Annotated in this window: 19 protein-coding genes; 7 read left to right on the top strand and 12 right to left on the bottom strand. The window is 36.9% G+C overall.

Annotated elements, in window-relative coordinates; translation table 11 throughout:
- Window positions 1–343: 343 nt before the first annotated feature.
- The 8 genes from ND855_RS14395 to ND855_RS14360 form a co-directional block, all read right to left on the bottom strand.
- Entirely contained in the window at window positions 344–1,216 is an 873-nt protein-coding gene (locus tag ND855_RS14395; protein ID WP_265358902.1) for an SH3 domain-containing protein, read from the bottom strand.
- Window positions 1,217–1,219: 3 nt separating this feature from the next.
- Window positions 1,220–2,212: an alpha/beta fold hydrolase gene (locus ND855_RS14390; RefSeq protein WP_265358901.1), complete on the bottom strand. Its 993-nt coding sequence runs from the start codon at window positions 2,210–2,212 to the stop codon at window positions 1,220–1,222.
- 22 nt (window positions 2,213–2,234) lie between these two features.
- Entirely contained in the window at window positions 2,235–3,317 is a 1,083-nt protein-coding gene (locus tag ND855_RS14385) for a hypothetical protein (protein ID WP_265358900.1), read from the bottom strand.
- Window positions 3,314–5,920: an FAD-binding protein gene (locus ND855_RS14380; RefSeq protein ID WP_265358899.1), complete on the bottom strand. Its 2,607-nt coding sequence runs from the start codon at window positions 5,918–5,920 to the stop codon at window positions 3,314–3,316. The genes ND855_RS14385 and ND855_RS14380 overlap by 4 nt, the downstream gene beginning before the upstream one ends.
- 159 nt (window positions 5,921–6,079) lie before the next feature.
- Entirely contained in the window at window positions 6,080–7,036 is a 957-nt protein-coding gene (locus tag ND855_RS14375) for a hypothetical protein (RefSeq protein ID WP_265358898.1), read from the bottom strand.
- A 75-nt stretch (window positions 7,037–7,111) separates the two neighbouring features.
- Window positions 7,112–7,930 (bottom strand): arylamine N-acetyltransferase family protein, encoded by an 819-nt coding sequence (locus ND855_RS14370; protein WP_265358897.1) that lies wholly within the window; start codon window positions 7,928–7,930, stop codon window positions 7,112–7,114.
- A 114-nt stretch (window positions 7,931–8,044) separates the two neighbouring features.
- Complete coding sequence (locus ND855_RS14365) at window positions 8,045–8,830, bottom strand: response regulator (protein WP_265358896.1); 786 nt, start codon at window positions 8,828–8,830, stop codon at window positions 8,045–8,047.
- A 173-nt stretch (window positions 8,831–9,003) separates the two neighbouring features.
- Entirely contained in the window at window positions 9,004–9,771 is a 768-nt protein-coding gene (locus ND855_RS14360; RefSeq protein ID WP_265358895.1) for a hypothetical protein, read from the bottom strand.
- A gap of 286 nt (window positions 9,772–10,057) precedes the next feature.
- Between ND855_RS14360 and ND855_RS14355 the strand changes: the two genes are divergently transcribed.
- Complete coding sequence (locus ND855_RS14355) at window positions 10,058–10,480, top strand: SRPBCC family protein (RefSeq protein ID WP_265358894.1); 423 nt, start codon at window positions 10,058–10,060, stop codon at window positions 10,478–10,480.
- Window positions 10,458–10,934 (top strand): MarR family winged helix-turn-helix transcriptional regulator, encoded by a 477-nt coding sequence (locus ND855_RS14350; RefSeq protein WP_265358893.1) that lies wholly within the window; start codon window positions 10,458–10,460, stop codon window positions 10,932–10,934. The genes ND855_RS14355 and ND855_RS14350 overlap by 23 nt, the downstream gene beginning before the upstream one ends.
- A gap of 26 nt (window positions 10,935–10,960) precedes the next feature.
- On the opposite strand, the gene ND855_RS14345 is transcribed toward ND855_RS14350, so the two are convergent.
- Window positions 10,961–11,650, bottom strand: coding sequence for a hypothetical protein (locus ND855_RS14345; RefSeq protein WP_265358892.1), 690 nt, complete (start codon window positions 11,648–11,650; stop codon window positions 10,961–10,963).
- Window positions 11,651–11,978: 328 nt separating this feature from the next.
- Entirely contained in the window at window positions 11,979–14,258 is a 2,280-nt protein-coding gene (locus tag ND855_RS14340) for a cyclic nucleotide-binding domain-containing protein (RefSeq protein WP_265358891.1), read from the bottom strand.
- A gap of 648 nt (window positions 14,259–14,906) precedes the next feature.
- Between ND855_RS14340 and ND855_RS14335 the strand changes: the two genes are divergently transcribed.
- Window positions 14,907–15,764, top strand: a complete 858-nt coding sequence (locus ND855_RS14335; protein ID WP_265358890.1) for a hypothetical protein — start codon at window positions 14,907–14,909, stop codon at window positions 15,762–15,764.
- A 269-nt stretch (window positions 15,765–16,033) separates the two neighbouring features.
- Here ND855_RS14335 and ND855_RS14330 read toward each other — a convergent pair whose 3' ends face one another.
- Window positions 16,034–17,056 carry a rod shape-determining protein gene (locus tag ND855_RS14330; protein ID WP_002972591.1) on the bottom strand — a complete coding sequence of 341 codons (1,023 nt, stop codon included), beginning with the start codon at window positions 17,054–17,056 and terminating at the stop codon, window positions 16,034–16,036.
- A 143-nt stretch (window positions 17,057–17,199) separates the two neighbouring features.
- Between ND855_RS14330 and ND855_RS14325 the strand changes: the two genes are divergently transcribed.
- From ND855_RS14325 to ND855_RS14310, 4 genes are all read left to right on the top strand, one after another.
- On the top strand, window positions 17,200–18,801 hold the full coding sequence (locus ND855_RS14325; RefSeq protein ID WP_265358889.1) for a Ppx/GppA phosphatase family protein: 1,602 nt from the start codon (window positions 17,200–17,202) through the stop codon (window positions 18,799–18,801).
- Window positions 18,798–21,365 (top strand): SpoIIE family protein phosphatase, encoded by a 2,568-nt coding sequence (locus ND855_RS14320; protein WP_265358888.1) that lies wholly within the window; start codon window positions 18,798–18,800, stop codon window positions 21,363–21,365. Before ND855_RS14325 ends, ND855_RS14320 begins: the two co-directional genes overlap by 4 nt.
- 75 nt (window positions 21,366–21,440) lie before the next feature.
- Window positions 21,441–22,652: an MFS transporter gene (locus ND855_RS14315; RefSeq protein ID WP_265358887.1), complete on the top strand. Its 1,212-nt coding sequence runs from the start codon at window positions 21,441–21,443 to the stop codon at window positions 22,650–22,652.
- Window positions 22,653–22,806: 154 nt separating this feature from the next.
- Complete coding sequence (locus tag ND855_RS14310; RefSeq protein WP_265358886.1) at window positions 22,807–23,391, top strand: chemotaxis protein CheD; 585 nt, start codon at window positions 22,807–22,809, stop codon at window positions 23,389–23,391.
- Here ND855_RS14310 and ND855_RS14305 read toward each other — a convergent pair.
- Window positions 23,381–23,749 (bottom strand): response regulator, encoded by a 369-nt coding sequence (locus ND855_RS14305; RefSeq protein ID WP_265358885.1) that lies wholly within the window; start codon window positions 23,747–23,749, stop codon window positions 23,381–23,383. The genes ND855_RS14310 and ND855_RS14305 overlap by 11 nt on opposite strands.
- Window positions 23,750–23,758 lie beyond the last annotated feature (9 nt).

Below are 23,758 nucleotides of genomic sequence, written 5' to 3'. Positions count from 1 at the left end.
TCCAATGTTCGAATACGTTTTCCAATCATTCAATCGATAGTTGTCGGAAAAAATGTGTTACGGACCAGTCACTTTGTTATCTAATCACATTGCAAAGTTCTCCCACAAACACAAACCAAGTGAATCTTACTTGTCCAGTTCTGTACATGGGATGTTACTCCAGTTGTGATTCGACAAAAAATTCTGTCTTTTCAACTAATTCATCTTCTCGGTCAGGGAGTCGTTCTGGAGGTGGAGGACATTCTTCATCCGGAGGAGGCGGGCATTCTTCCTCTGGCAGTGGTGGAGGGAGTAGTGGTGGGTCTAGTGGAGGAGGACACGGAGGAGGAGGCCATTGAAAACTTTAATCTGCACCCCATGCCCATTCAATCGTGACACCTGTTTTGTTTTTTCGAAATGATATAGTGTTTGGAATTTCATCCAAAGAATATTCGGCCGAAGTTTCTTTTATATAACTCAAATCTTTTATTTTAAAATCAGGTGATGAAAAGATGGAATAAAAAAATACGAATGCTGTTTCGAGTTTCCAATTCGGTAAAAATAAAACAGCTTTTCCCCATCCATATTCATTTTCACTCTGTTCTACATTTAGAGTGACACCTAATTCCGATTTGTATGATTCGAAAATTTGAGTGTAGCTGGTTTGGTCTTCTGCGATTTGTTTTTTATCAGAGGAAATTTTTTTAAGAGTAAAGATCCTAACAAGATAAGGGGTGATATCATAACCAGTTCTAAATTCGTCATTTCGACTTGGTGGGTAAGGGCTAAGGAGTGGACTGAATGCATACCCTTCCTTTCCATTGATTTCTACTTTTACCCATGTTCCTTCCAGAAGGATTTGGTTTGGTTTGTTAGTTTCAGGTGTGATCGCATCTAAGAATTTGATTTTCGCTTGGACTAACTCCTGATTTTGTTTTAAAATTTTGACACTACTTTTGTTGGGAAGTTTTGATACAACTTGGGATTTTTCAGAAGGAGTTGATCTCAAATTCAATCCGCGAGGGCTTGTTACATACCAAATTTCGCCAGACAATGGAAGTGTTTTGTTACTCTCATTCCCTTTTGTTTGAGAGAGAAGGTGATAGGAATCTAATGTTGTTAGTAGAGAGAGTAATAAGAGTTTGAGAAAAATATTTTTTATCTGCATACCAAAATCCAAACTGATTAAAATCGAGTTACTGTCCTTTTCTTCTATTGATTTCCATAAGCGAGTCATTTTTCATCTAGATTCTACTTCTTTCAGATTCCTTAACAACATTTTGTTGAAGTTTTCTGGTGATTCCAACTGTGGAATGTGCCCAACTCCTTGGATGATATGCAAACGAGAGTTGTTGAGTATGGATTTAATTTTTTCTCCATCTGCAACTGGTGTCACTGTGTCCAAATCTCCCCAAATTAAATCGATGGGCATCCTTAGATTGTTACCATACAATCTTGTATCTTTGGCTAAGAGATCATCGGAGTGGAAAATAAATTCACCCAACCAATCACCTAAAAAAGAAGTGGTTCCCTTGATTCGCATTGGCATTTGAATTAACTTTACCTTTTCTTCGGTGATACAATCAGATGAATGAACAAACTGGCTAAACAAAATCTTAGTTAAATGAGGGTTTGTTGCTGTTACTTCCAGAAGTCTATTTCGTAAGAGTGATAAATTCCAAAATGTTTCGAATAGATTTGGTTCGGAAGGAGTTAAAACTTTTTTTTCTTCTAGGTTTACAGCAATATCTACCAATTGTAATGAAAGGATACGATTCGGGATTAGGAGTGCGGTATGTAGAGTCGCACCGCCACCAAATGAGTGTCCAAGCAAATGTACTTTTTGTAATCCTAATGCATCAATAACCGAGACGATTCGTTTTCCTTGTTGGATTGATTTTAATTCTGTAGGTTTAGGTCTCTCGGAAAAACCAAAAGGAGGCAAATCAATTGCTATCGCATAATATCCATTTTGTGATAAATCAATCATTGTTTCTCTCCAGAGTTCACTCCATGAACCCATTCCATGGATCAAAACAACTGCTGGATTTTTTGGATCTCCCATCTCTTGGATGTAGATCTTTACATCATTACTTGGGATCCATCTTCCTGTTTTAGGTGCAATTTCTTCCGGAGAAAGGGATTCTCGATACAATCGTAAACTGGCATAGAAGGCAAAAACTGAGAAAATAACCAGTCCAACAAACAAAATAAAATACTTAATGAGTTTCATAGGATCCTAACGTTACTGGTATTTAAAAATCGTAAATATGTTCGACTTCTATGTTTTGTTCTCTTAAAATTTCCAATATGGTTTTTAAGTTTTGAACTTTTGATACAATTGCATAACGATTTTCACCGGGTCTTGTCATGATGTCTTGTCGGAATACCGTTTTTGAATCGGGAAGTTTAGGTAAACTCTCATCTTTTTTTAATAGGATGGTCACCAAAGTTGCTGACGTATTCCCAGCTATCTCGTGTAATTCGACAGTTTTGCCTATCAAGATCGATTCCATTGTGGGATGGAAATCGGCATACCGAGGGACCAAATACACAGAATGAAATGGATCATTTCCATCTAATAATTTTACTTTCTCATTGGTTGGAATATTCTCATCCAATACAATAGCAGTTCCTAAAATGGGATCTTCATAAGTGGCCTTTGTTGCTTTTTTAATTAAAAAACCATAAACTGCTTTAACAAAAATATCAGTGGTCAGATAATAACGCCTTTCCCATTTTCGGATCATATGATCGCCAAACAATGGAACTTCTGTCCAAAGTGATTTGAGTTCTTGGAAAAAATTATATTCATACCAAGGGGTTTGTAAGATAAAATCTACATAAGATTGGGTGAATTTTGCGTTAAATTTGTCTTCTTCGGTGAGTGCCTGGTCTTCGTTGGTTGCGGTAATGCGACCAATCATCTTTTCATAAATCTGCTTTGCTCCATACTCAACTGTTGTGCTGACTGTCAACACAACAATCATTAGATGGTATCCATAATTAAATTGATATGAATTTAAAATTTGGTCAGAAACAATCATATATGATTTCCACAATTGTAAAACATGTTCCCAATAAGGAAAGGTGCTTGATGTATTGGATCTAAAATACATAGCCTGTTCCTTGGGACTATGAACCAAATACCATTCAGGAAAGGTTAAGAATGTTTGGTCACCAGGACGAATGTGTTCTTTTGGAGTGTATGTTTTTGTATCATTCACCATCCATTCACTTGGGACTTTTTCAATGTATTCTGTGCTAGATTGTTTTGATGTCCAAATGCTTATACTAAGGGAAAAAGAAATTAAAGTTGTGAAGATCAATCGGCTCATTTTGATACCTTTGTAAAAATCATTAGAATATTGTCAGATGGGTCATCTTTTTGTAGCAGTCTCGCAGGTCCTGCTTCGAGATTGAATTTTTTAAGAATCTCTACCCATTCCTCAATGGAACGGAATTTTTTAAATTCAGCAGATTCATATTCCCATGTTTCCTTCAAACCTGCGTTAAAAACTGTATGGATTATGGAGACAAATTCAAACATTTCTGGATCTTTTACATCATGATCTCTTAATATGAATTTACCTCCCACACGGAGAACACGATGGATTGATTGGATAAACGCATCTAATTTATGTAACTGTATATGGTGTAAACCAATGAGACATGTAACAAGGTCTAGGCTCTCAGATGGTATTTCATTGCTAATTGGATCATAATCATTGAGAGGGAAAAAAGTTCCAATTTTTTTGATCCCACCTCTTTCGAGTATATCAACGGGATTGTTTTTTGGTGGAACTGAATTTACAAGATAAATGTTTTGATTGAATTTTAGCTTTTGTTGTAAGCTCGAAATGTACCTTCCTGTGGTTCCAATTTCCAAATACCCATTAACGGTTGTATTGGTACCAAGAAGTTCCAAAATCTGAAGAGACAATTCTCTTTTTTGTTTGAAGAGCGCAGGTAATGCATAAGTTAAATCTGCATGGAAAGGTTTTATTGAATTTAATCTTTGTACAATTTGCGAATAAATTTCCTCATCGGTTTTGTACTGTTTGGTGGTATCGTAAATCAATTGGAAGAATTTTTCTTCTGGATAAAGGTTGAAGATCACTTGCAAAAAACGATAAAGTGCATCACTCCATTTAACATTTGCAAAAATCCGGTGAAACGCAGAATCAGGCAATTCTGGTTTTGGATTTTCTTTATAATAAGTATCCCAGAAAATATTTTTGAATCGAAACTTAGGATCTAACTTTTCTTTTAGGGCAAAAATTTCTTTGTATTTTGGATATGCTTTCTGAAACATCTCTCTGGATGCATGGGTTTGGTAAGGTAAATAATAACTACCTCCAAATTCAATACTTGCATTCATGAGTTCTCGAGTCCATACTGCCACTTTTAGTTTATCAGATTCGTTTACGTTTTGTTTGTAATACAAGACAAAGGCAAAACTTTCCTTGGGTGCCCAAGACAAATACGTTTCCTCATCTGCTTTTGCATGACGAACGGATATATTCACCATATTGACTTTGTGTCGTTTTAAAATGTCACACAAACGATCTGAGAACCCATTGAATTTTTCAATGGGAACAAAGTATTCTTGTAATACATAGGTTGATTTTTCGCGCGCAGATGGTTCTAATTCTAAAACATCGTAACCTGCTTCATAATTCCTCCAATGTACTTTTTTGGAGAAAAATAGCAGTGGATCCACAATGTATTCTCGTCTCCATTTCCCAAATGGAGATTCTGTAAAATCCCAGAAAAAATAACGATGGATTGGGTAGGAGGATTGCAAAGGCATAAATCTTGATTTCACAGTAGGTTTGTCTAACGTAAATTCCCAACTAACAGCTCGAATGTTTTGGTATTGAGGAGGGTAAATGTCTGCATTGTGAAAAATTACTTTTTTGTCTTCCCGAATGTTATATTTAAAAAACTGGAAGTATTGGTTCTTTTTCATTTTTTTGCTGACTTGTTTGACTTTAACATTTTCATCCAAATCAAATTCTACTGATGCAATGATACCAATGGAATTGTAACCACCAATCATCCCCGCAAATACATCTGTGTTTTGATCTCTGTTTGCTTTGATCAAACTTCCATCTGCAAGGATCACTTCAATGGATCGAACTGATAGAACAACTGGACCCAACCCCATATAACGTCCATGGCAATTGACACTCAATGCACCACCCACGGTGAAGTTTGCATATGTTTGCATGATCTTAACAGACAAATCATCTTTATCGATATAATGTTGGATGTCACACCAACGGATTCCCGCTTGGACTTTAATCCACTTTTCAGATGGATTGTACTCAATGACTTGATTGAGTTTTCGCATGTCAATATGCACCGAGCCTGGACTTGCCGTTTGGCCACCCATACTAAATCGCCCACCACCGACTGAGATGGGAGCTGTGGATGATTTAACAAATTGGATCAATTCATCCAATGTGACTGGGCGAAAAACGGAAGAAACAATCACAGGATTTAAGCGAGTCACATCATTGATGATGACCTCTGTTGATTTTAAGTGGGGGATACTTTTACCATCATCGTTTTTATAATAATCAATTTCTGATCCAGGAACGGAACCATATTGGTTGTTTTGTGGGTCTCCTTTTTTGAAGGCCAAAAAGTAGATCACTACCAAAGGACCAAGAATGGGTATCAATGTGAGTAAAATTGTATTTCCAGACTTTCCGATATCATGAAATCGTTTTGCGGAGACGGCAAGAATGCCCCAAAGCATAAGTGGATAAATGATCCAGGTACTTGTCTCACCCAAACAATAATCCAATGTTTGGTAAAATACGTAAAAATTGGACCACATAAACAAAGAGGCAATCCAATACACTTTTCTATCAATTCGGCCCTTATAATTTAAGAGTAGGTATGTGACTGGTAGAAGTTGTTTGATTTTCAAAAAATCTCTCCTGGAGGGTTCATCTCTAAATGGATGGAAATAAATTGCAATCAAAAACTATGATTGCCCTAACTTCTTTTCTAAGTGGGACATTAAAAAGGAGTTGCAACTGTTAGATTCAGAAATTTCGCCAATCTTTGAGGTTTTTAGTCTAAACTACTAGTCTTTTTGATTGAATAGTTCAAAAATGAAGTTATCTAACTTTTTAATATAACAATCCTTATGTTTTTTTGGAAAATTGGATTCGATTGAAATCAAGAGATTCGAATATTGTATTTCTTCCTTAATTATTATCCTTTCTGACTCTTCATTAGAATCTATAATGATTTCAGAGGGATATGATTGAAATTTAATGAATCTTGAAGACTCTTTTTTTTCTTTGGGAGTGATTTCATCCATATAATTAAAATTAGATGTTTTATCTTTGATATTAATTTCTGTATAGATTATATTTTCTTTTTTCGATATGTCGATTGTTCCTGTTTTGCATTCATTGAAAATTTGATTTGAGACGTATCGATACCGATTATTATAATAAGCACTTTGTCTGATAAATGATTGTATTTTGTATTTGAATGCTAAATTGATTTTAGCATCGATCACAGGTTTACGAACTGGATTTTGAATTTTATTGTATCTACTCTCGATATTTTGGAATGTATCAATTGCATCTTGTAAAGGGAAAGGTTTGTTTATTGCTAAATGGTAAGAGAAACCTTGGATATTCGTTAATTCAACAGATTTCAGAAGTTGAATTTCAAAGGAATCTACTGGATTATTTTTTAAAGTGTTTAATCTTAATTCCCATTTCGTTATTTTCCCGTATTCGAAACCTAATTCTTTTCCATAGAATGACACTTGAAATAAAATATTGTATAACAATAAAATAATTTCAGCTTCATTTAGACTTAAATTGTTAAATTGTTCATGCTCCAAATCATATAAAACCTTACAATTAAGTGTTTCTTCTTTGAGTAAAATGCAATCTAAATTATAATATACAAATTTAGCATCTACATCATTTTTAACTAATCTCTTTGAAAAATCACAGTTTGAAATTAAAATAGAAAGGAATAGAATTGTTAGTTTTAAAAACATAAGCGTAAAATCTTTCATCAAAGGCTTTCTATAGGAAAAAATAGAGAAGCAAATAACTTGGTAAAGCATCTTTGCGATTTTTTGTCTCTAAATTCAAACGTCCCATTGTATTCCAGGTGTTTGAAATTCTGTATCGATAGGAAAGGAAAGATTAAATTTTTCCTTCAAAACATGAATTAATTCTTTCGGAGAATTGATGGTTGTTTTGTGAGCAGTTCCGTTTTTGTCACGTTCTGAATATTCTCGATTGACGAGTGTAATTCGTTTTCCATCATCTCCTGCTTTAGCAACGATTAAGCGATCTTTGAAATGTGATTTGGGATGGTTACTTGTATACCAATTGGCTAACTCACGATCAATTTGAGGCATTTCTTCCAATGTAAATTCACAAACATCGACCCATCCATTTGGAAACAAGACTTGATGGAAATACCGATTTCCTTCAGAAACAATTCTTCTTGTTTCGTGGTTTGTGATTTGTTCTGTATCTTGAAGGAATTGGATCGCAGAAGTGAGTGATACCCCACCTACACCAACATCAGTAAACCATGTAGTTCCAGAAAGATCTACCTTTAGAAAAACATGTGTTCGTGGGGGAGTAAAATTCCTAGGTCTATCCAATCGAACTCTCGCACTGATGGGAGTCACTTGAAATCCTAGTATTTGCAAAACATACAATAGAAGACCATTTTGTTCAAAACAATAACCACCACGTTTTTGATGGATTAATTTCTCAATCATTGCATCCAAACTAATGTTGATACTTTTTCCCAAGAGAATATCTAAGTTTTCAAAAGGGATACTGCGCACATGAGCTAATGTAATATTGTGAAGTAATTCTAAGGTAGGATTGTGTGGGCCCTGATAACCAATACGATTCAAATATGCTTCTATTAATTGTTGATCGTTCAAAATTAAATTCCTAATACGCTTCTAAATGTAAATGGTTTAAGAAAGAAAGTAAATGAATTTTCTAGGAATTACACATACCAATCTAAAAGGGAAAGTTAGGATTGATTGAAACAATTAAATATCAAAATATTCGATGGGTGATTCGGTTTGGACTGAAAAAATATGTTCCTTATTGGAAATTAAGATTTTACTAAGAGAAAGAAATCGAATTAGTTCTTTCCCTGTTTTCGTTCTAAAAGTGTTTTTGAAATTTTTTACATACCCTTGCTCTTGGAATTGGATTAAGACTGTTTCTCTTTCTTCTGGGAATACATATAGACCTAATTCAAGTGCCGTTTTACTGATGATCTCTTCTTTTTTGTATCCGGTGATCGCGATAAAAGCTGGGTTACAATCAATAAATACATTTCGGTTTGTATAGTCATGGATGGCCATTGGAGTGGGACAAAATTGGAATGCCTTCATAAACTTCTCTTCCGACTCTTTTAGTTTTTGATTCGCATAAAAAAGTTTTAAAGCCATTTTGATAGAGGCATCCAAGACAGTTATCGTTGAACTTTTAACTACATAACCATAAGAAGTGATTCCTTCTGTTTTTGTGACGATTTCTTTTTCTGTATGGGAAGAAACAAATATGAGTGGAATGTCTTTATGCTTTAAAATAATGTTTGCTGCTTCCGTACCTTCCATTCCATTTCCTAAATTGATATCCATCAGGATGATATTGATAGAAGTATCGTTCTTAAACAGTTCGATGGCATCTTCTCCACTGGACGCCCAAAGTACTGAATATCCATATGATTCTAGGTTTCGTTTTTCTGTTAACGCAATGATCGCTTCATCTTCCACTAAGAGTATTTTTAATTGATTGTTGGTATCGTTCATCAGTGTTTGAGTCACAATGTTTCATAGAATGGAATATGAAAATCGATTGAAACGTAGGGAACAAATTGTATCCATCTATGTCAGATGCAATCCTATTTTCAAATGAAACCTCTACGTGTTTCTCCTATAGGTAGGTTTCGTCTGACAATTTCCATTGCCAGACTTAGATTCAAAACAAGGGAGCTTATTTATCTTGCACCTTCGTTCATGATTTCACTGTGATTTTTGTTGAGTCCTGCTGCTGTCAAAGACGGTGCTCGGACGTGACCAGAATACTGAGTGTAGGTTGTGTTTCCACTCACAAATGAACTTTGGCACTTGTCTAGACCACCTGCACGGTTGTATCCGCAAGAAGAGTGAAAAGCAACTGCATAGTCATCAGCTCCAGGTAGGATAAAATTAGCACCAAACTTACTTTTATATCCTGGAACATGGTTTATTGTAACGGATGCAGTCAGGTTGTGGTTGTATGCTCCTCGAGCAGTGGTTACCTGAAGTGACTGGTCCATCGCGTTTCCGCCACCACCAATTACGTTTGCAAGTTCAGAACCACCTGAAGCAGCTGCAAGTGCAGTTACTTTTGTGATATTGAAACCTTTGGAAGTTGTTGTATCAGCTAAACTTGCTAACCAATATTCAATTGCATAACATCCAGCGGAATGGCACACAATCTTACAAGTGTTTGTTCCCTTGCAATAACTCATGAGACCAGTTGTGATATTTGTTTGGGCTCTCGCAGATCCGTACGTTCTTGGGTCAGTGCTTCCGTCGTAACCAATGAATATTTTGGCACCAGAAACCGCATTTGCGTTTGTGCCCCAATAACTGTTCACATCGGTAGTTCCCACCCCGTCGTGATTTTTGCTGGATTTACCGTGAATGAACACGGTGTAAGTTTCGGCACTGATGCTCGTCGCAAACAGCAATGCCAGTATTAGGTTGATTGTATTTTTCATCTTTCTCTCCTTTTTCAAGTAGCCCAGACTTATAAATTTGGTGAAAGTATGTCAAATATTTATTCATATGTCATAAATATTTCTAAAAAATCACCAAATGACACAAAAATCCTCATCCTTTCGGTGAAATACTCAACACTTGTCAGGAAATTTAGGTAGCGAAATGCCTTTCTAGAATGGGTTTTAACGGAAACTCGTTCTGACTCGCTCAATAGAATTCACTTGAAATAAATAGTTTACAATTATATGTATAAATATAGTAAGTGTACATACTATAGGAGATTTTATGATCATCAATACATACACATACACTACAAACGAAATCAAACAGGAACAAATTTGGAAATTGATGTCAGATGTGAACCGGTGGAAAAATTGGGATTCTACTCTTGAAAAATCGGAGATGTTAGGTACATTCGAAGCTGGGAATTTTTTTATGATTCGCCCCTCTGGTGGGCCGGATGTAAAAATTCAATTGATAGAAGTGAGACCCAATTCTTATTTCAAGGACTTTACAAAATTTCCTTTGGCAAAAATGTTTGGTGAACATTTTTATGAGAAAACATCTGAGGGACTCAAAATTACAATCACCATGTCGATCACGGGCCCACTTGCTTTTTTATGGAATATGATTGTCATGAAAAATATCGTAAGTCATCTCGCAGAAGATGTGCAACTACAAATCAATGAAGCAAAAAAAATCAGATAGTGCAACTGTTAAGAGCGATTTTAGTGTCAATAAGGCAGAAGATAGCTCTGGATTTCTTTTATGGCAAGTAACGAGTCTTTGGCAAAGAGAGATTCGTTATGCGCTTGAACCTCTGAAATTGACACATTCACAATTTGTATTGTTAGCAAGTATCCTTTGGTTGACCCAACAAGAAAAGGAAGTGACTCAGGTTCTTTTGTCAGAACATACAAAAATTGATCCGATGACTACCTCCACTGTCATTCGCACATTAATCCAAAAAGGATATGTTGATCGACGGGAACACAGTACGGATACCAGAGCAAAAATTGTGAGTTTGACAAAGAGTGGTGAATCGATTACAAAGAATGCAGTGAAAAAAGTTGAAAACTTTGATCACGAATTTTTTTCTGCGTTAGGTGTCGCCAAACATGAATTTAACGATTGTTTATTAAAGATACTTTCTAAATATTAAATGTATCAGTTATATCGAATCAAAGGCTAAGCAGAACAACGGTCGTTATCATCGGTAAATATATGATCAAAACCTTGTATCTCCAATTTACCTTCAGAATAATGAACCCTTAAATTTTTGTTTTTTCCACCTTCCTTCATTGGACTCGGATCATAAAATTGGATTTCCAATTTGGAATCGTTGATCCATTTGTAATGTCCTGTAAATTCTAGTTTACCAATGGGATTTGATTCTGTCATATCTAGTTTTTTATAGATAAAACCACCATCTTCCCTAAACTGAAATTGATCCATCGGGCCATAGGCTCCAGGACTTGGACCAAACCAGGTAATACTTGTTAGAATTTCTTTTTTTGTTTTACCTGCTAATTTCTGAAAATGGTATTTCCCTCTGAGAATGATAAAGTCTGAATCTGTTAGCAGTTTTTTTTGATAAGAGGGTTTCGATTTGATTGCTTTCTGGATTAGATTGTATATGTGGACTTCACTTTCTATATCTTCGCATTGTGCGAGTAAAAGTGTATATGTGCATGCTAAATTATAGTTTGCAAATGCATCATCTGGTTTGTCATATAATGTTTTCTTAAATGATTCTACGGCAGTGAGAAATTCTTTTTCTTTGAGGGCATCAATTCCTTTTTTGTTCCAGTTTTCTGAAGTTTGGGAGAAAATTCCTAAAATGAAAAAGAAATAAATGATGATCAATCGAAATGACATAAAATTTACCTCAGACAAAACTTTTGAATGATTCTCTTAAAGCGAGATAACTATAAATTCAAATTGGTGGTTTTTCATGACGATTGGGCAACCAAAAAAAATTTCACGAATTCAGAATTATATTAATCAATCTATTCCATTTGTTTTTCTGACCATTTAACAAGTGTTTTTCTTGTGTTTGCCAATTCGGCATTTTATTTTCCATAGATGAATTCCTATTCAATTGAATGACAATTCTTCATTGTCGTATTGTGATTGAATAGTCAATCAATTGTTTCCAATTCAAATTTGTATTTGGTGGTCGGTTTTAAAATCGTTTTTTTAAAATCTAACCTAAGATTCCCAGTTGTTTTTTCCAAGTCTTGGCATGTGTCTTTCCATAACGGTATCCGATCTCAACCAGTTCATAGAACTTTTTCCAATCAAAGAGTCCATACTGTTCCACTGGTAACTCAGCAAAAATATCAGACTCAGCTTTTGTTTGTGCCATCGCTGCATCTGAAGCCACAAAAGTCGCACGCATCATAAGGCTAAGAATGTTCGGGGCTTCTTTCAAATTCTGTGTTTTACTGAAGAGCCGTTTGAAGAGCAATCGAAGTGCCGATGGTAATGCTCCCGAATTATTTTTAGGATAAATGCCACCAAAGAGTTCATCAGCTGCGGAATCACCTTCTGACGCAAGTGCAACAGAAATTACAAAATCTGCTCCCTTTTCGCGCATCACAGCACCTGGAATATTATCTAACATTGCACCATCAACTAACAGTTCATTGTTTTCGAAGAATGGAGGTAATATACCTGGTATTGAAGCGGAAGCGCGGAGTGCTTTCCATAATGGACCACGGTCGATGATTACTTTTTGTGCTTTGGAAAGGCTTGTTGCGACAGCAAAATAGGGAAGCCAGAGATCTTCGATCATTGTTTCACCGACAAAACTTTTAATCACAGTATTGAATTTTTTGCCACGAATGAGAGATACAACCGGAACGGTATAATCGTTTAAAGTTTTTTTGTCACTCATGAGAGACTTGGCGATCCGTTCCAAACTGGGAGCATCATTACCGAGAGCATAGATGCTCGCCATAAGTGCCCCTGCACTTGTACCACCAATCATGTCGATTGGGATGTTCTCTTCCTGCATGGCTTTAATCAGCCCAATATGTGCGAAACCTTTTGCACCTCCGCCACCCAGAGCAAGACCAATGGAACGACCAGTGATGAAGCGAGTGAGACTTTCAAATCCATGGTTACTATATGTACGGATATGTCTGACTACATCTGTTTTCCTAATTTTTGTTAGGTTAGAAATATTTTTTGGTTTTTCATTTGGATTAGAGTAAAGTAAAATAAGCTCTCGTATGGGGCCATGGGTTTCTTCCGAATCTCCAAGAAAGCGAATTTCTTCTGGAGAAAGGGCATCTGCTTTTTTTGCATCACTTAACAGTAAAATACGATTTGTATGATGGAGAATTGTTTCCGTCCAAAGTTTGTCTTCAAAATCGGGACAAAGGATTAAGAAGTCATGTGAGTCCTGCAAATGGTATAATGATTCGAGGATGTCTGAAACTGCGTGTTCGCGGTCTCCCTTGTGTTTTTTAAAGTCTTTGCTCTCAACGATTGTCGTACGTCCGATTTTTTTCAAAGCAACTGCAAGGTTGTGTGCAAAGTCGCGAACCAAAAGATCTTTCTGGAGTGGAAAAAGTGTGATGATGCTCCTTGTTTTTTTGGCAGTTCTTTTTCCCATTCGGTCTTTGGTAAATCGATCCGCAATGAGTTTGGTGATTGCAAGCATACTAGGCGGATGTTTGGAAAACACGGTTTCGAAAGCGACAGTGCTGATTTTTACAATTTCACAGGAAAGAGTTGCGACTACTGTTGCGGTCCTCGGTTCCCCAGTTAACAGAGCCATCTCACCAATGATATCACCTTTTGAAAAATTACCTGTTGAAACCACTAGTCCTTGGTCGTTTCTAACTTCATACACCAAACTACCGTTAACGACGATATACATTCCGTCGGCTTTGTCACCTTGCCGCATCAGAGTTTCGCCACCTGGCAGAAAAATCCATTCCATCTGTTGTTCCAACTCTGAGATGAGTTTTGCGCCTACACCTTGGAAAAGTGATACAGACGAAATGAGTTCTTTGATGCGTCTAGGTTCAGGACGAAACACACTTCTATGAAGAGCACGTGACCTTCGGCTGATGAGTCTGACAAATGCTTTCAGTTCTTCTGAGCGATCCTTAAAGGCTCTTTTGAATTCGTTTCGATCGATGCGGTAAACGATGCCAGATTGGTCACAGACAACTGTGGCGTTTCGGGGTTCATCTGTCACAAGTGCTCCTTCTCCGAAACAACTCCCAGGTTTCACCTCACCTAATTTCTGCTTTTTTCCGTCATTGGTCACATAAACACTGAAACTACCTGTCGCAACTAGATAGAGTGCATTCCCATGTTCTCCTTGTTTGATCACAACTTTGTTCTTAATAAATTTAACTTTATTGAACGATCGCTCCAAGTGTTCTTTTGTTTCTGAGGAGAGGTTTAAGAATAAGTCAGTACTGGAAATGATTTGTTTTAGGGTTGGAGTATTTGTTTTTGAACGCATAGCAAATGAATATAAGCCTTTTGGCGACTTCGTTCCCCATACTTAAAGGTGGGCATACTGAAAATCACGACACAATGTCGATCATGGGTTTGGATTGAGTCTGAATGCGACTCTATTTTTTAAAGGTGAAAGAAAAATTTTAACATCGGACTTACTCGTGAACCAAACACAAACAAGTCGGAGATTTTTGATCCAAATCGATTGAACTTTGTAACACTTGGAATTATGAAACCTCTATCGGGAATTTAGTCCAATATTTCCAGTGAGTCATTTTTGTAAGTTGGAAACATTTGTACCTAATTAGTGAGGAATATGATCCACCATAGTATTTGATCATCCAAATGAACTGATAGTATCGATAGAGCCTATCTTCACTTATCCCATATTGGATATCTATCTTTTCATGTATAAAATTAGATGAAAGAACAATGGAAATATATTTCCTTCAAAAAATCAAACATATCACATAAGAAAATTCTGAATCTTGGATCGAAGTTTAGAGATCAATTTTTGGCGCATTCGAGTGTAAAATCAAACTACATTAGGATAAGAACTAGTCAGTTTCAATCATTTTGAAAAATCCTTGAAATGAAAACAACTTGGATTTACACACGTCGTCTGGAGTGGATTTAATCTAATTTAAAAAGAGTGAAAAGGTATTTTGCAATTTTATTCAAGTTCTCTCGTGCCTTTAAGGTGATCCTATTTCCTTTTTTTCTCAGTTGTCAATTGGACTTAAATAGTCCTTATGAATTTGGTACCGATGAATACTATAAAACTCAGTTCTTAACATGTCTCATCAATCGTTCGAGTGTATGTGTACCCTCTGGTCCTTTTGATCTGAATCAGGTTCCTGGACGAAGATTGTGGATTCGTGCAGAAGGGCTTACGTTTACCAACGGTGCTGCTGTGACAAATTGGTCAGATCTCAGTGGAACCGGAAATGACTTGATTCCTGGAGTAGCTCCGACTTTTTATTCGGCTACGAATACGATTAATGGGAAACCAATTGTCCGTTTTTTGTATGGATCTGGAAACAACTTATTAAAAACCTCTCCCGTTGGTGTGAGTACTTCGGATTCAGGAAGTGTGTTTTTTGTCGTGAGGTTGCCATTAACTGTCAATAGTAATGTGCTCACTATAGGACCGTCAGGTACTAATGGGAGAGAATTTCAAATCACTAGTTTGGGAGCTGTTGCAGTCAATAAATCTGGATCAACAGCCGTTGCAACGTATAACTCTGGTTGGGTGGCAAATGCTGTGCACCAGGTTTCGATTTTGCAAAATGGGGGAACAAATGTTCTCATCAAATTTGATGGAGTGCAAGTTGTCTCAACGGTTCCAGCAGCGACGGGATATGCTGCGGGAAATTTGGGTCTTGGAATTGGTGGAGCAGAAATGGATTTGGCAGAGCTTTTGTATTTTGACAATCGAGTTTCGGATGAAAATGCAACAAACATAGATTGTTATTTAGGAAAACGTTACGGAACCTTCAACTGTCCATGATCAATTTTATTGTATTCTTCAATATAGGGTCACGTAACAGGCAATCGTTTCTTAGTGAAATTGGCTCACTTTCCACTTTGGTGTTGCGCAAGGCTTCTTCCATGTTAGGTAAAAAGAAAGGATTCTGGTTTTGAATTTAGATTACCGCGCCCCGGATTACAGCGGAAATCCTTTGCGAAGGCAAAGATTGGAGCGAAAAGCCGGATATGTGCGCCCAAAAAAAAAGGGAACACTAGTTCCCCTTTTTTACCAACCCATGTAACCGATGTTTATCGGATTCCTGGTTTGATGTATTTCAATTCATCCAAGTAACGTCCTGTTCCGAGAACCACACAAGTGAGTGGGTTTTCAGCACGGAATACTGGAACTCCTGTTTCTTTGGTGAGGTAGTGTTCGAGACCACGGAGGAGGCAACCACCACCTGTAAGAACGATTCCTCGTTCTACGATGTCGGCCGCAAGTTCTGGAGGAGTGCGCTCGAGAACCGATTTGATCCCGTCTAGGATTTCGTCTGTTGGTTCTTTGAGGGCTTTACGGATTTCGTTGGAATCGAGTTCGAGAGTGCGTGGGAGACCAGAGATGGCATCACGACCTTTTACTTCCATCGTGTCGACACGTTTGTCAGCAAACGCGTTACCGATGGTGAGTTTGATGTCCTCTGCCGTTCTTTCTCCAACAACTAAGTTGTATTGGTTACGAAGGTATTTCACAATGGCTTCATCGAATTCGTCACCACCAGTTCGGATGGACTCGGCGATTACCATACCACCCAGAGAGATCACAGCGATTTCTGTGGTTCCCCCACCGATATCAACAATCATATTTCCTGCTGGTTCATGGATCGGGATGTTGGCACCGATGGCAGCTGCGAGTGCTTCTTCGATGAGGAAGATTTCGCGGGCTCCCGCTTGTTCTGCGGACTCACGAACGGCACGTCGTTCTACTTCGGTAATCCCTGAAGGAACCCCGATCACGATGCGCGGTTTTACAAATGTAGTGCGGTTGTGGACTTTTGCGATGAAGTAACGAATCATCTTTTCCACAGTTTCGAAGTCAGCGATCACCCCGTCTTTCATGGGGCGGATGGCAACGATATCACCAGGAGTTCTTCCTAGCATCCGTTTTGCTTCTTGTCCCACAGCAAGGACTCGACCAGTAGAGGCTTGGACTGCCACCACCGACGGTTCTGATAGGACGATCCCTTGTCCTTTCACATGCACGAGGGTGTTCGCGGTTCCCAAATCGATTCCCATATCGTTCGAGAAAAGTCCATAAAGATTATCAAATATCATATCAGATCCTGTGAAAGAAGTACGAAGGGGGGAATTTACGGTGGGTTAACACCAAAACTTTACAATTCTGCCCGTTCCCCATAATTTTCGGCTGGTTTTTGCTTTCAACCGTAAAAATTTTCGATAGGCTAGTTAGATACAAAATGCTTCCTTTCTCACAAATCTTACGCAAACCAAACCAGGCATTTCGCACGGAAAAGATCCTTGCTGCCATTGATTTGGGCACCAATTCCTTCCACATTGTCGTCGTAAAACTAAGACCGGATGGTACACTCGAATACCTGACCAAAGAAAAGGAATCCGTTCGATTAGGAAGCGGTAGCAGTGATTATGCGGTCATTACAAACGAGGCTATGGATCGGGGTCTTGCTTGTTTGAAACGTTTCAAAACTCTTGCCGACAGTTACAAAGCGGAAATCCGAGCTGTAGCCACAAGTGCACTTAGGGAAGCAGAAAATAGGCAAATTTTTCTGGACCGAGCGGAGAAGGAAACGGGCATCCAAATCCAAGTGATTTCAGGAAACGAAGAGGCAAGGCTCATCTACCTTGGGATTTTACAGGGACTCCCTGTATATGAAAAACGGATCCTTCTCATTGACATTGGTGGAGGGAGCACGGAACTTCTGATAGGGGAAAAAGGGGATATCCTTTTTTCCACCAGTATGAAGTTAGGTGCCATTCGTTTAACGGAGAAATACTTAAAGAAAGATCCAATTTCGGCCACTGATTTGCAAAAATGTAGGATCCATATTGAATCAGTGTTATCCGCTTTTTTACCTCAAATTGAAACTTGGAAACCTTTTATGGTGGTAGGAAGTTCGGGAACCATCACTTCAGTAACTTCGATGGTTTTAGAAAAAAAAGGAGAAAAACGAGAAAGATTAAATGGGACTGAGATTCCCATCGATTCTTTCAAAGAGATCCGCAAACAGGTATTAGATGCTGAAAGTATCAAAAAAAGACTCAAAATCCCTGGTTTAGATGCTAAACGAGGAGATATCATTGTTGGTGGGATTTTGGTATTGGATGAAGTGTTACAAAGGATTAAGGCACCTGCCTTTACTGTGAGTGATTTTGCCCTTCGTGAAGGAATTGTGTATGATACCATAGAATCTTGGTACAGACATAAGGACACTTCACTTCCGAGACTCGATAACATCCGAGAAAAAGCGATTAAAACAGTGGCAAACCTTTACCCACAAGGAAAACATCATGCTGAAACTGTTGCAAAACTCACCTTGCAGTTGTTTGATGATCTAAGGGAATTACATGGTCTTGGTAATTTAGAAAGGGATTATTTAGAAACCGCTTGTTACCTCCACCAAGTGGGGCTTTGTATTTCTCACCATAACTACCACAAACATAGTTATTACATCATTCGTAACTCTGAAGCAATGGTTGGATTTTCCAATTCAGAAATTGAAATCATTGCTCTTCTTGCCCGTTACCATAGAAAAGGTGGCCCAAAAGGCAAACACGAAGAGTTTAAAACCCTTCGGCCAGAAGACCAACTTTTGGTTCGCAAGTTATCGTCTTTTTTACGAATCGGAGATGGATTGGATCGTTCTGAAAAATCCATCATTGAAAGATTGGATGCAGTCATTGAAAAGGGCAAAGTGAATTGTCGTTTGTATTTCAAAAAAGGAGAAGATCCCAATTTAGAAATTTGGTCTGTGTCAGAAAAAAAAGATTTATTCGAAGATACATTTGGTACAAATTTAGAATTTCACTTACATCCAATATGAAGAAAACTTTATACTTTATTTGTTGTTTTATATTATTTTCCCATGCAATTTTCGCACTGCCCATTGATTTAACAAAAAATTGGTATGTTACCAAAGGATTTGAAACCACAGAAAACCCAGATGGTAAAAAATGGAAAACACTAGAATCTTTGCCTTTAGTATCAATACTTTCTGAATTTGAATGGGAAAAAGGAAAACTTCGAAAGGTAACGATGGCAAAGTCTTTTTTGTTATCACAAACTGATTTTCAAAAAACGGAAGACGATGCCTTTAGTCTACACATACCTTATATCTCAAATTATTATGAAATATACATCAACCAAACTCTTGTTTCCTCTAACGGTAAAATCAAAAATGAAACAATAGAAAAAAGTGGGTATAGACGACACATACTCATCAGAATGAAAAGAAATCAATTGAATATTGGCCAAAACCAAATTCGGATTTTGATCGCAGCTGAAGAGGGTGAAGAACTAAATTTATACAAACTCTTTAACGATTATACAGCCAATATCGACCTTGCCTCTAAGCATCTTAAAATTGAAGATGAATACGAAACATACATGTTGTTGTTTTTGTATATTTTTGTTGGTATTTATCATGGTTTGTTTTATTGGAAACGGAAACAAGAAACCTATAATTTATTTTATGCATTGTTTTCTATCTTTTTAGCAGTATATATGATCTTTCGATCGCAGGGAGTTTATTCATTTGGTTTAGAACCATTCACACAAACGAAAATCGAGTATTTTGTAGTTTTTCTAACGCCTGTTTGGTTATTATTATTCACGGATGTATTTTTCCGCTCCAAAATTAGTATCATATCAAAGGTATACTTTACTTTTAGCTTAGTATTGGCAGTCGGTCAAATTTTTGTCAATCGTGCTACTTCCGTTACCTTACTTCGCATATGGCAAATTTCCGTTTTAGTTTTTGGGGTGATTTTGCTTTACTTAATGATCTCCGCAGTGCGTGCGAAAAACAAAGACGCAAAACGTCTGTTAATAGGCGTTTTGTTTTTGCTTGGTACCGGAACTTGGGATATATTAGGGGCTTCTGGACTACTTCCGATTCAAAATCTTAATTTATTACGATTTGGTTTTTTGGTTTTTGTTTTAGGCATTGCAGTTGTCTTGGCTAATCGTTTTTTGCGAGTGCATAGGCAGGTGGAAGAACTCAATTTGAGTTTAGAGAAAAAAGTAGAAGAGCGGACAAACGAATTACAAAATACTCTCACAAAGGTGCAGGAACTTAAAGTCCAACAGGATGGTGATTATTTTTTAACATCTCTACTATTAGATCCGCTTAGCCAAACAAAAGTTGAATCTACAAAAGTTTTGCTTCAATCTTATGTAAAACAAAAAAAGGAATTTGAGTTTCGTGGGAAAAAAAGAGAAATTGGTGGTGATATCATCATCAGTGATAGCATAACTTTAAATGGAAAATCTTATTTAGTATTCATTAATGGTGATGCTATGGGTAAGTCCATTCAAGGTGCTGGTGGTGCACTCGTTTTAGGAGTTGTGTTTTTATCCTTTATCAAACGAACTCAAATGATTTTGGATAACCAAAACAAATCACCAGAACGCTGGATCAAAGAATGTTTTTACGAATTACAAACCATCTTTGAGTCATTCGATGGATCGATGTTAGTATCTGTTGTTTTAGGACTTGTTGAGGAAGACACAGGTGTTTTATACTATTTGAATGCAGAACATCCATGGACAGTTTTGTATCGTGATGGTGTGGCTTCTTTCATCGAGGAAGAATTGGAACTTCGAAAAATTGGAACAAAGGGTATGGATGGTGATGTAAGAATCCGGATATTTCCTTTAGAAAAAGGTGATATATTATTCATTGGATCGGACGGTAGAGATGATCTAGTTTTAGAAGAAAGTGGAGATGGAAATCGCCTAATCAATGAAGATGAAACAAAGTTTTTACAAGTAGTTGAAAAATCAAATGGTGATTTAAGTTTACTTGTAGAAAATTTATTAGATGTCGGAACATTTTCGGATGATCTTACATTATTACGGATTGAATGGTTAGGTTCATTCAAACGAGTCTCAAAAGACACTCTCTCCAATTTATCAACAGATGATTATTTATATGCTAAAGTTAAACTATTGTTAGATCTTGGAAATGGTGAAGAAGCATACCAGAATATCGAATCCTTATTATCGAATGAGTCGTTAAATGATGATATCAGAATTAATTTAATACGAGAAAAATCACGTATTTCTTTACTCTTGAAAAAATTTGATGTTGCTGTGGAATCCTTAGAATCCATTTTTCCATTCTTTGTGACAGACAATGAAATATTATTGCAACTCAGTTTCGCATACCGTAAATCAAAGAACATTAAAAAAGCAATCGACCTTGGGGAAAGATTACGTGCAAGAGATCCAAAACACATTAGGAACCTGATCAATTTAGTAGAATGTTACCGATTGATCGGGAATGGAGATCGTGCCAAAAAGATTTTTCATCGGCTAGCAATGATTACACCTGAACACCCTCAGGTGGTCAAATTAAAGGAATTATTGGAGCAGGAAATCAAGTAGGTAAAGATTACTTTTTTTAGAATCATTAAAATTGAATTGCCATTCTATGTAATACTAAATTATATATTGAGTAAGATGGATTTTAAATTTACACCTTACCACATCTTTGTCGTTGGCTTATTAGCCTTTTTACAATTCACTGTTGTACTAGATTTCATGATACTCTCACCACTAGGTGTTTTGGTCATGAGTGAACTACAAATCCCAACTGAAAAATTTGGATATGTAGTTTCTGCTTATGCATTTAGTGCGGGAATATCAGGTTTACTTTCTGCTGGTTTTGCCGATCGTTTTGATCGTAAAAAATTACTTTTGTTTTTTTATATTGGATTCGTGGTGGCTACCTTTCTTTGCGGAATTGCCGTACATTATGAATTTTTACTTTTTGTAAGAATTTTAACTGGGATGTTTGCAGGTGTATTGTCTTCGATTTCATTTGCGATCGTTGCCGATTTATTTCCCTTACAAGTTAGAGGAAGAGTTATGGGTTTTATCATGACGGCTTTTGCTGCAAGCCAAGTGTTTGGACTGCCCATTGGAATTTATATTTCTAATATTTGGGGATGGCAATCTCCATTTTTAATGATCGCAGGTGTCAGTGGAGTGGTTGGGTTTTTTATCTTCTTTTTTCTAAAACCTGTAACAAAACATTTAGATAACAAAACAGATACACATGCTTTCCACCATTTGGTAACTACATTAACACAACCAAGATATTTGCCTGCATTTATCGCAACCACCTTACTTGCGACAGGTGGATTTATGTTGATGCCGTTTGGTTCTGCATTTTCCGTTCACAATTTAGGTGTTAGACTAGAAGACTTACCTTTCATCTATATGGTAACGGGTATAGTTTCGATGTTGGGTGGCCCAATCATGGGAAGGTTGAGTGATTCGATCGGAAAATATAATATGTTTTTTGGAGCTTCAACAATTGCAGCGATCATTATCCTCTATTTTACTAGATTAAAAGTGACACCACTCCCGACGGTGATTATTATCAATTCACTATTATTTGTTTTTATTGCTGCCAGAATGATATCTGCAAATGCAATGAATTCAGCGGTTCCAGAACTACATGATCGAGGGGCTTTTATGGCGATTAGTTCTTCCATCCAACAGATATCAGGTGGAATTGCAGCTTCGGTTGCTGGACTCATAGTCATCCAAACTCCGAGTGGTTATCTAGAGCGATATGAAGTTTTAGGTTATGTGGTGGCGACAGCGATTGTTTGTACAATTTTGTTAATGTACAAAGTGAATGAAATGATTTCGGCTAAGAAATAAAGGTTTCATCGAACTCAAATCCATCCAATTCTTTTAAAACATTGAAAGTTCGTTTTCTTTCATTTATTGGAAAAGAAGTACTTTCAATGTTTGCTTACGATTCAATTTTGAGTCAAAGGAATCAAATTTTGATTGGTTCCTGTTTGATTTTTTGATGAGTACATCTACTAACAGTACCAATACACAAGTGAAACCAATTGTTTACCTGAATATAGGAGAAACTTTTTTTTCCAATGGATTCCACGAGATACGAACCATCTTGGGATCCTGTGTATCTGTTTGTCTATTCCATGAACATACGAAATTCTCAGCCATTAATCATATTCTATTGCCAAAAGTTTCCAATGTAAAAGAAGAACAAAAGAGTTTAAGATATGGTGAAAACTCGATGGAAAATCTAATTTCTTTTTTTGTGAAACGACAGATCCCAAGATTTGAATTAAAGGCAAAGATCTTCGGTGGAACCCAATCACCATTATTTCCAAATTTTACGGCAGGACCCAAAAATATTCAATTTGTGACGGAATATTTAAACTATGAAAAAATTCCAATCGCAAGCCAAGACATTGGTGGTGAGTTCTATCGTAAACTTTCCTTTCACACTGATTCCTTTGATGTCTATATCACCAAGTTAAATCCACAGTCAATTGGAGATGTTTCGGTCCAAGAAAGACATTTTGAAACGAAAGTCAAAGAACGAATGTTAAAGAAAACTATGATATATACGTTTAACCAATAATTTTATTTAGAACTTCAATCAAGTCTTCGTCTTCAAATGGTTTAACGATCCAAGCTTTTACACCTGCGTCTTTACCTGCTTGCCTTAGATAGTCACTTGATTCCGTAGAAACGATTAATATTTTTCCACCTTGTCCTTTTGGGTGAGCTAAGTATTCTTTTGATAATTCAATACCATTTTTACCAGGCATGTTGATATCAAAGACACAACCATCAAATGGTCCATTTGCTTCTAACGAGAGCATTGCTTGTTCTGCATTTTCAGCTTTGTAAATTTCATAACCTTCACCTGAAAGGATTAACTCCATTAGTTTAAGTGCTGTTGGTGCATCGTCGCATAATAATATTTTTTTAGCCATATCTGACTC

It is taken from the genome of Leptospira paudalimensis (assembly GCF_026151345.1).
Classification (GTDB): Bacteria; Spirochaetota; Leptospiria; order Leptospirales; family Leptospiraceae; genus Leptospira_A; species Leptospira_A paudalimensis.
Note: the sequence above shows the minus strand (reverse complement) of the source record. Positions and strands in the feature narration are given on the sequence as shown.

Coding starts and splice junctions, on each gene's coding strand:
- ND855_RS14390 (WP_265358901.1), bottom strand. CDS start 2,212: ATGAAACTCATTAAGTATTTTATTTTGTTTGTTGGACTGGTTATTTTC.
- ND855_RS14345 (WP_265358892.1), bottom strand. CDS start 11,650: ATGTCATTTCGATTGATCATCATTTATTTCTTTTTCATTTTAGGAATT.
- ND855_RS14355 (WP_265358894.1), top strand. CDS start 10,058: ATGATCATCAATACATACACATACACTACAAACGAAATCAAACAGGAA.
- ND855_RS14330 (WP_002972591.1), bottom strand. CDS start 17,056: ATGATATTTGATAATCTTTATGGACTTTTCTCGAACGATATGGGAATC.
- ND855_RS14320 (WP_265358888.1), top strand. CDS start 18,798: ATGAAGAAAACTTTATACTTTATTTGTTGTTTTATATTATTTTCCCAT.
- ND855_RS14395 (WP_265358902.1), bottom strand. CDS start 1,216: ATGACTCGCTTATGGAAATCAATAGAAGAAAAGGACAGTAACTCGATT.
- ND855_RS14375 (WP_265358898.1), bottom strand. CDS start 7,036: ATGAAAGATTTTACGCTTATGTTTTTAAAACTAACAATTCTATTCCTT.
- ND855_RS14310 (WP_265358886.1), top strand. CDS start 22,807: ATGAGTACATCTACTAACAGTACCAATACACAAGTGAAACCAATTGTT.
- ND855_RS14360 (WP_265358895.1), bottom strand. CDS start 9,771: ATGAAAAATACAATCAACCTAATACTGGCATTGCTGTTTGCGACGAGC.
- ND855_RS14350 (WP_265358893.1), top strand. CDS start 10,458: ATGAAGCAAAAAAAATCAGATAGTGCAACTGTTAAGAGCGATTTTAGT.
- ND855_RS14325 (WP_265358889.1), top strand. CDS start 17,200: ATGCTTCCTTTCTCACAAATCTTACGCAAACCAAACCAGGCATTTCGC.
- ND855_RS14305 (WP_265358885.1), bottom strand. CDS start 23,749: ATGGCTAAAAAAATATTATTATGCGACGATGCACCAACAGCACTTAAA.
- ND855_RS14340 (WP_265358891.1), bottom strand. CDS start 14,258: ATGCGTTCAAAAACAAATACTCCAACCCTAAAACAAATCATTTCCAGT.
- ND855_RS14385 (WP_265358900.1), bottom strand. CDS start 3,317: ATGAGCCGATTGATCTTCACAACTTTAATTTCTTTTTCCCTTAGTATA.
- ND855_RS14315 (WP_265358887.1), top strand. CDS start 21,441: ATGGATTTTAAATTTACACCTTACCACATCTTTGTCGTTGGCTTATTA.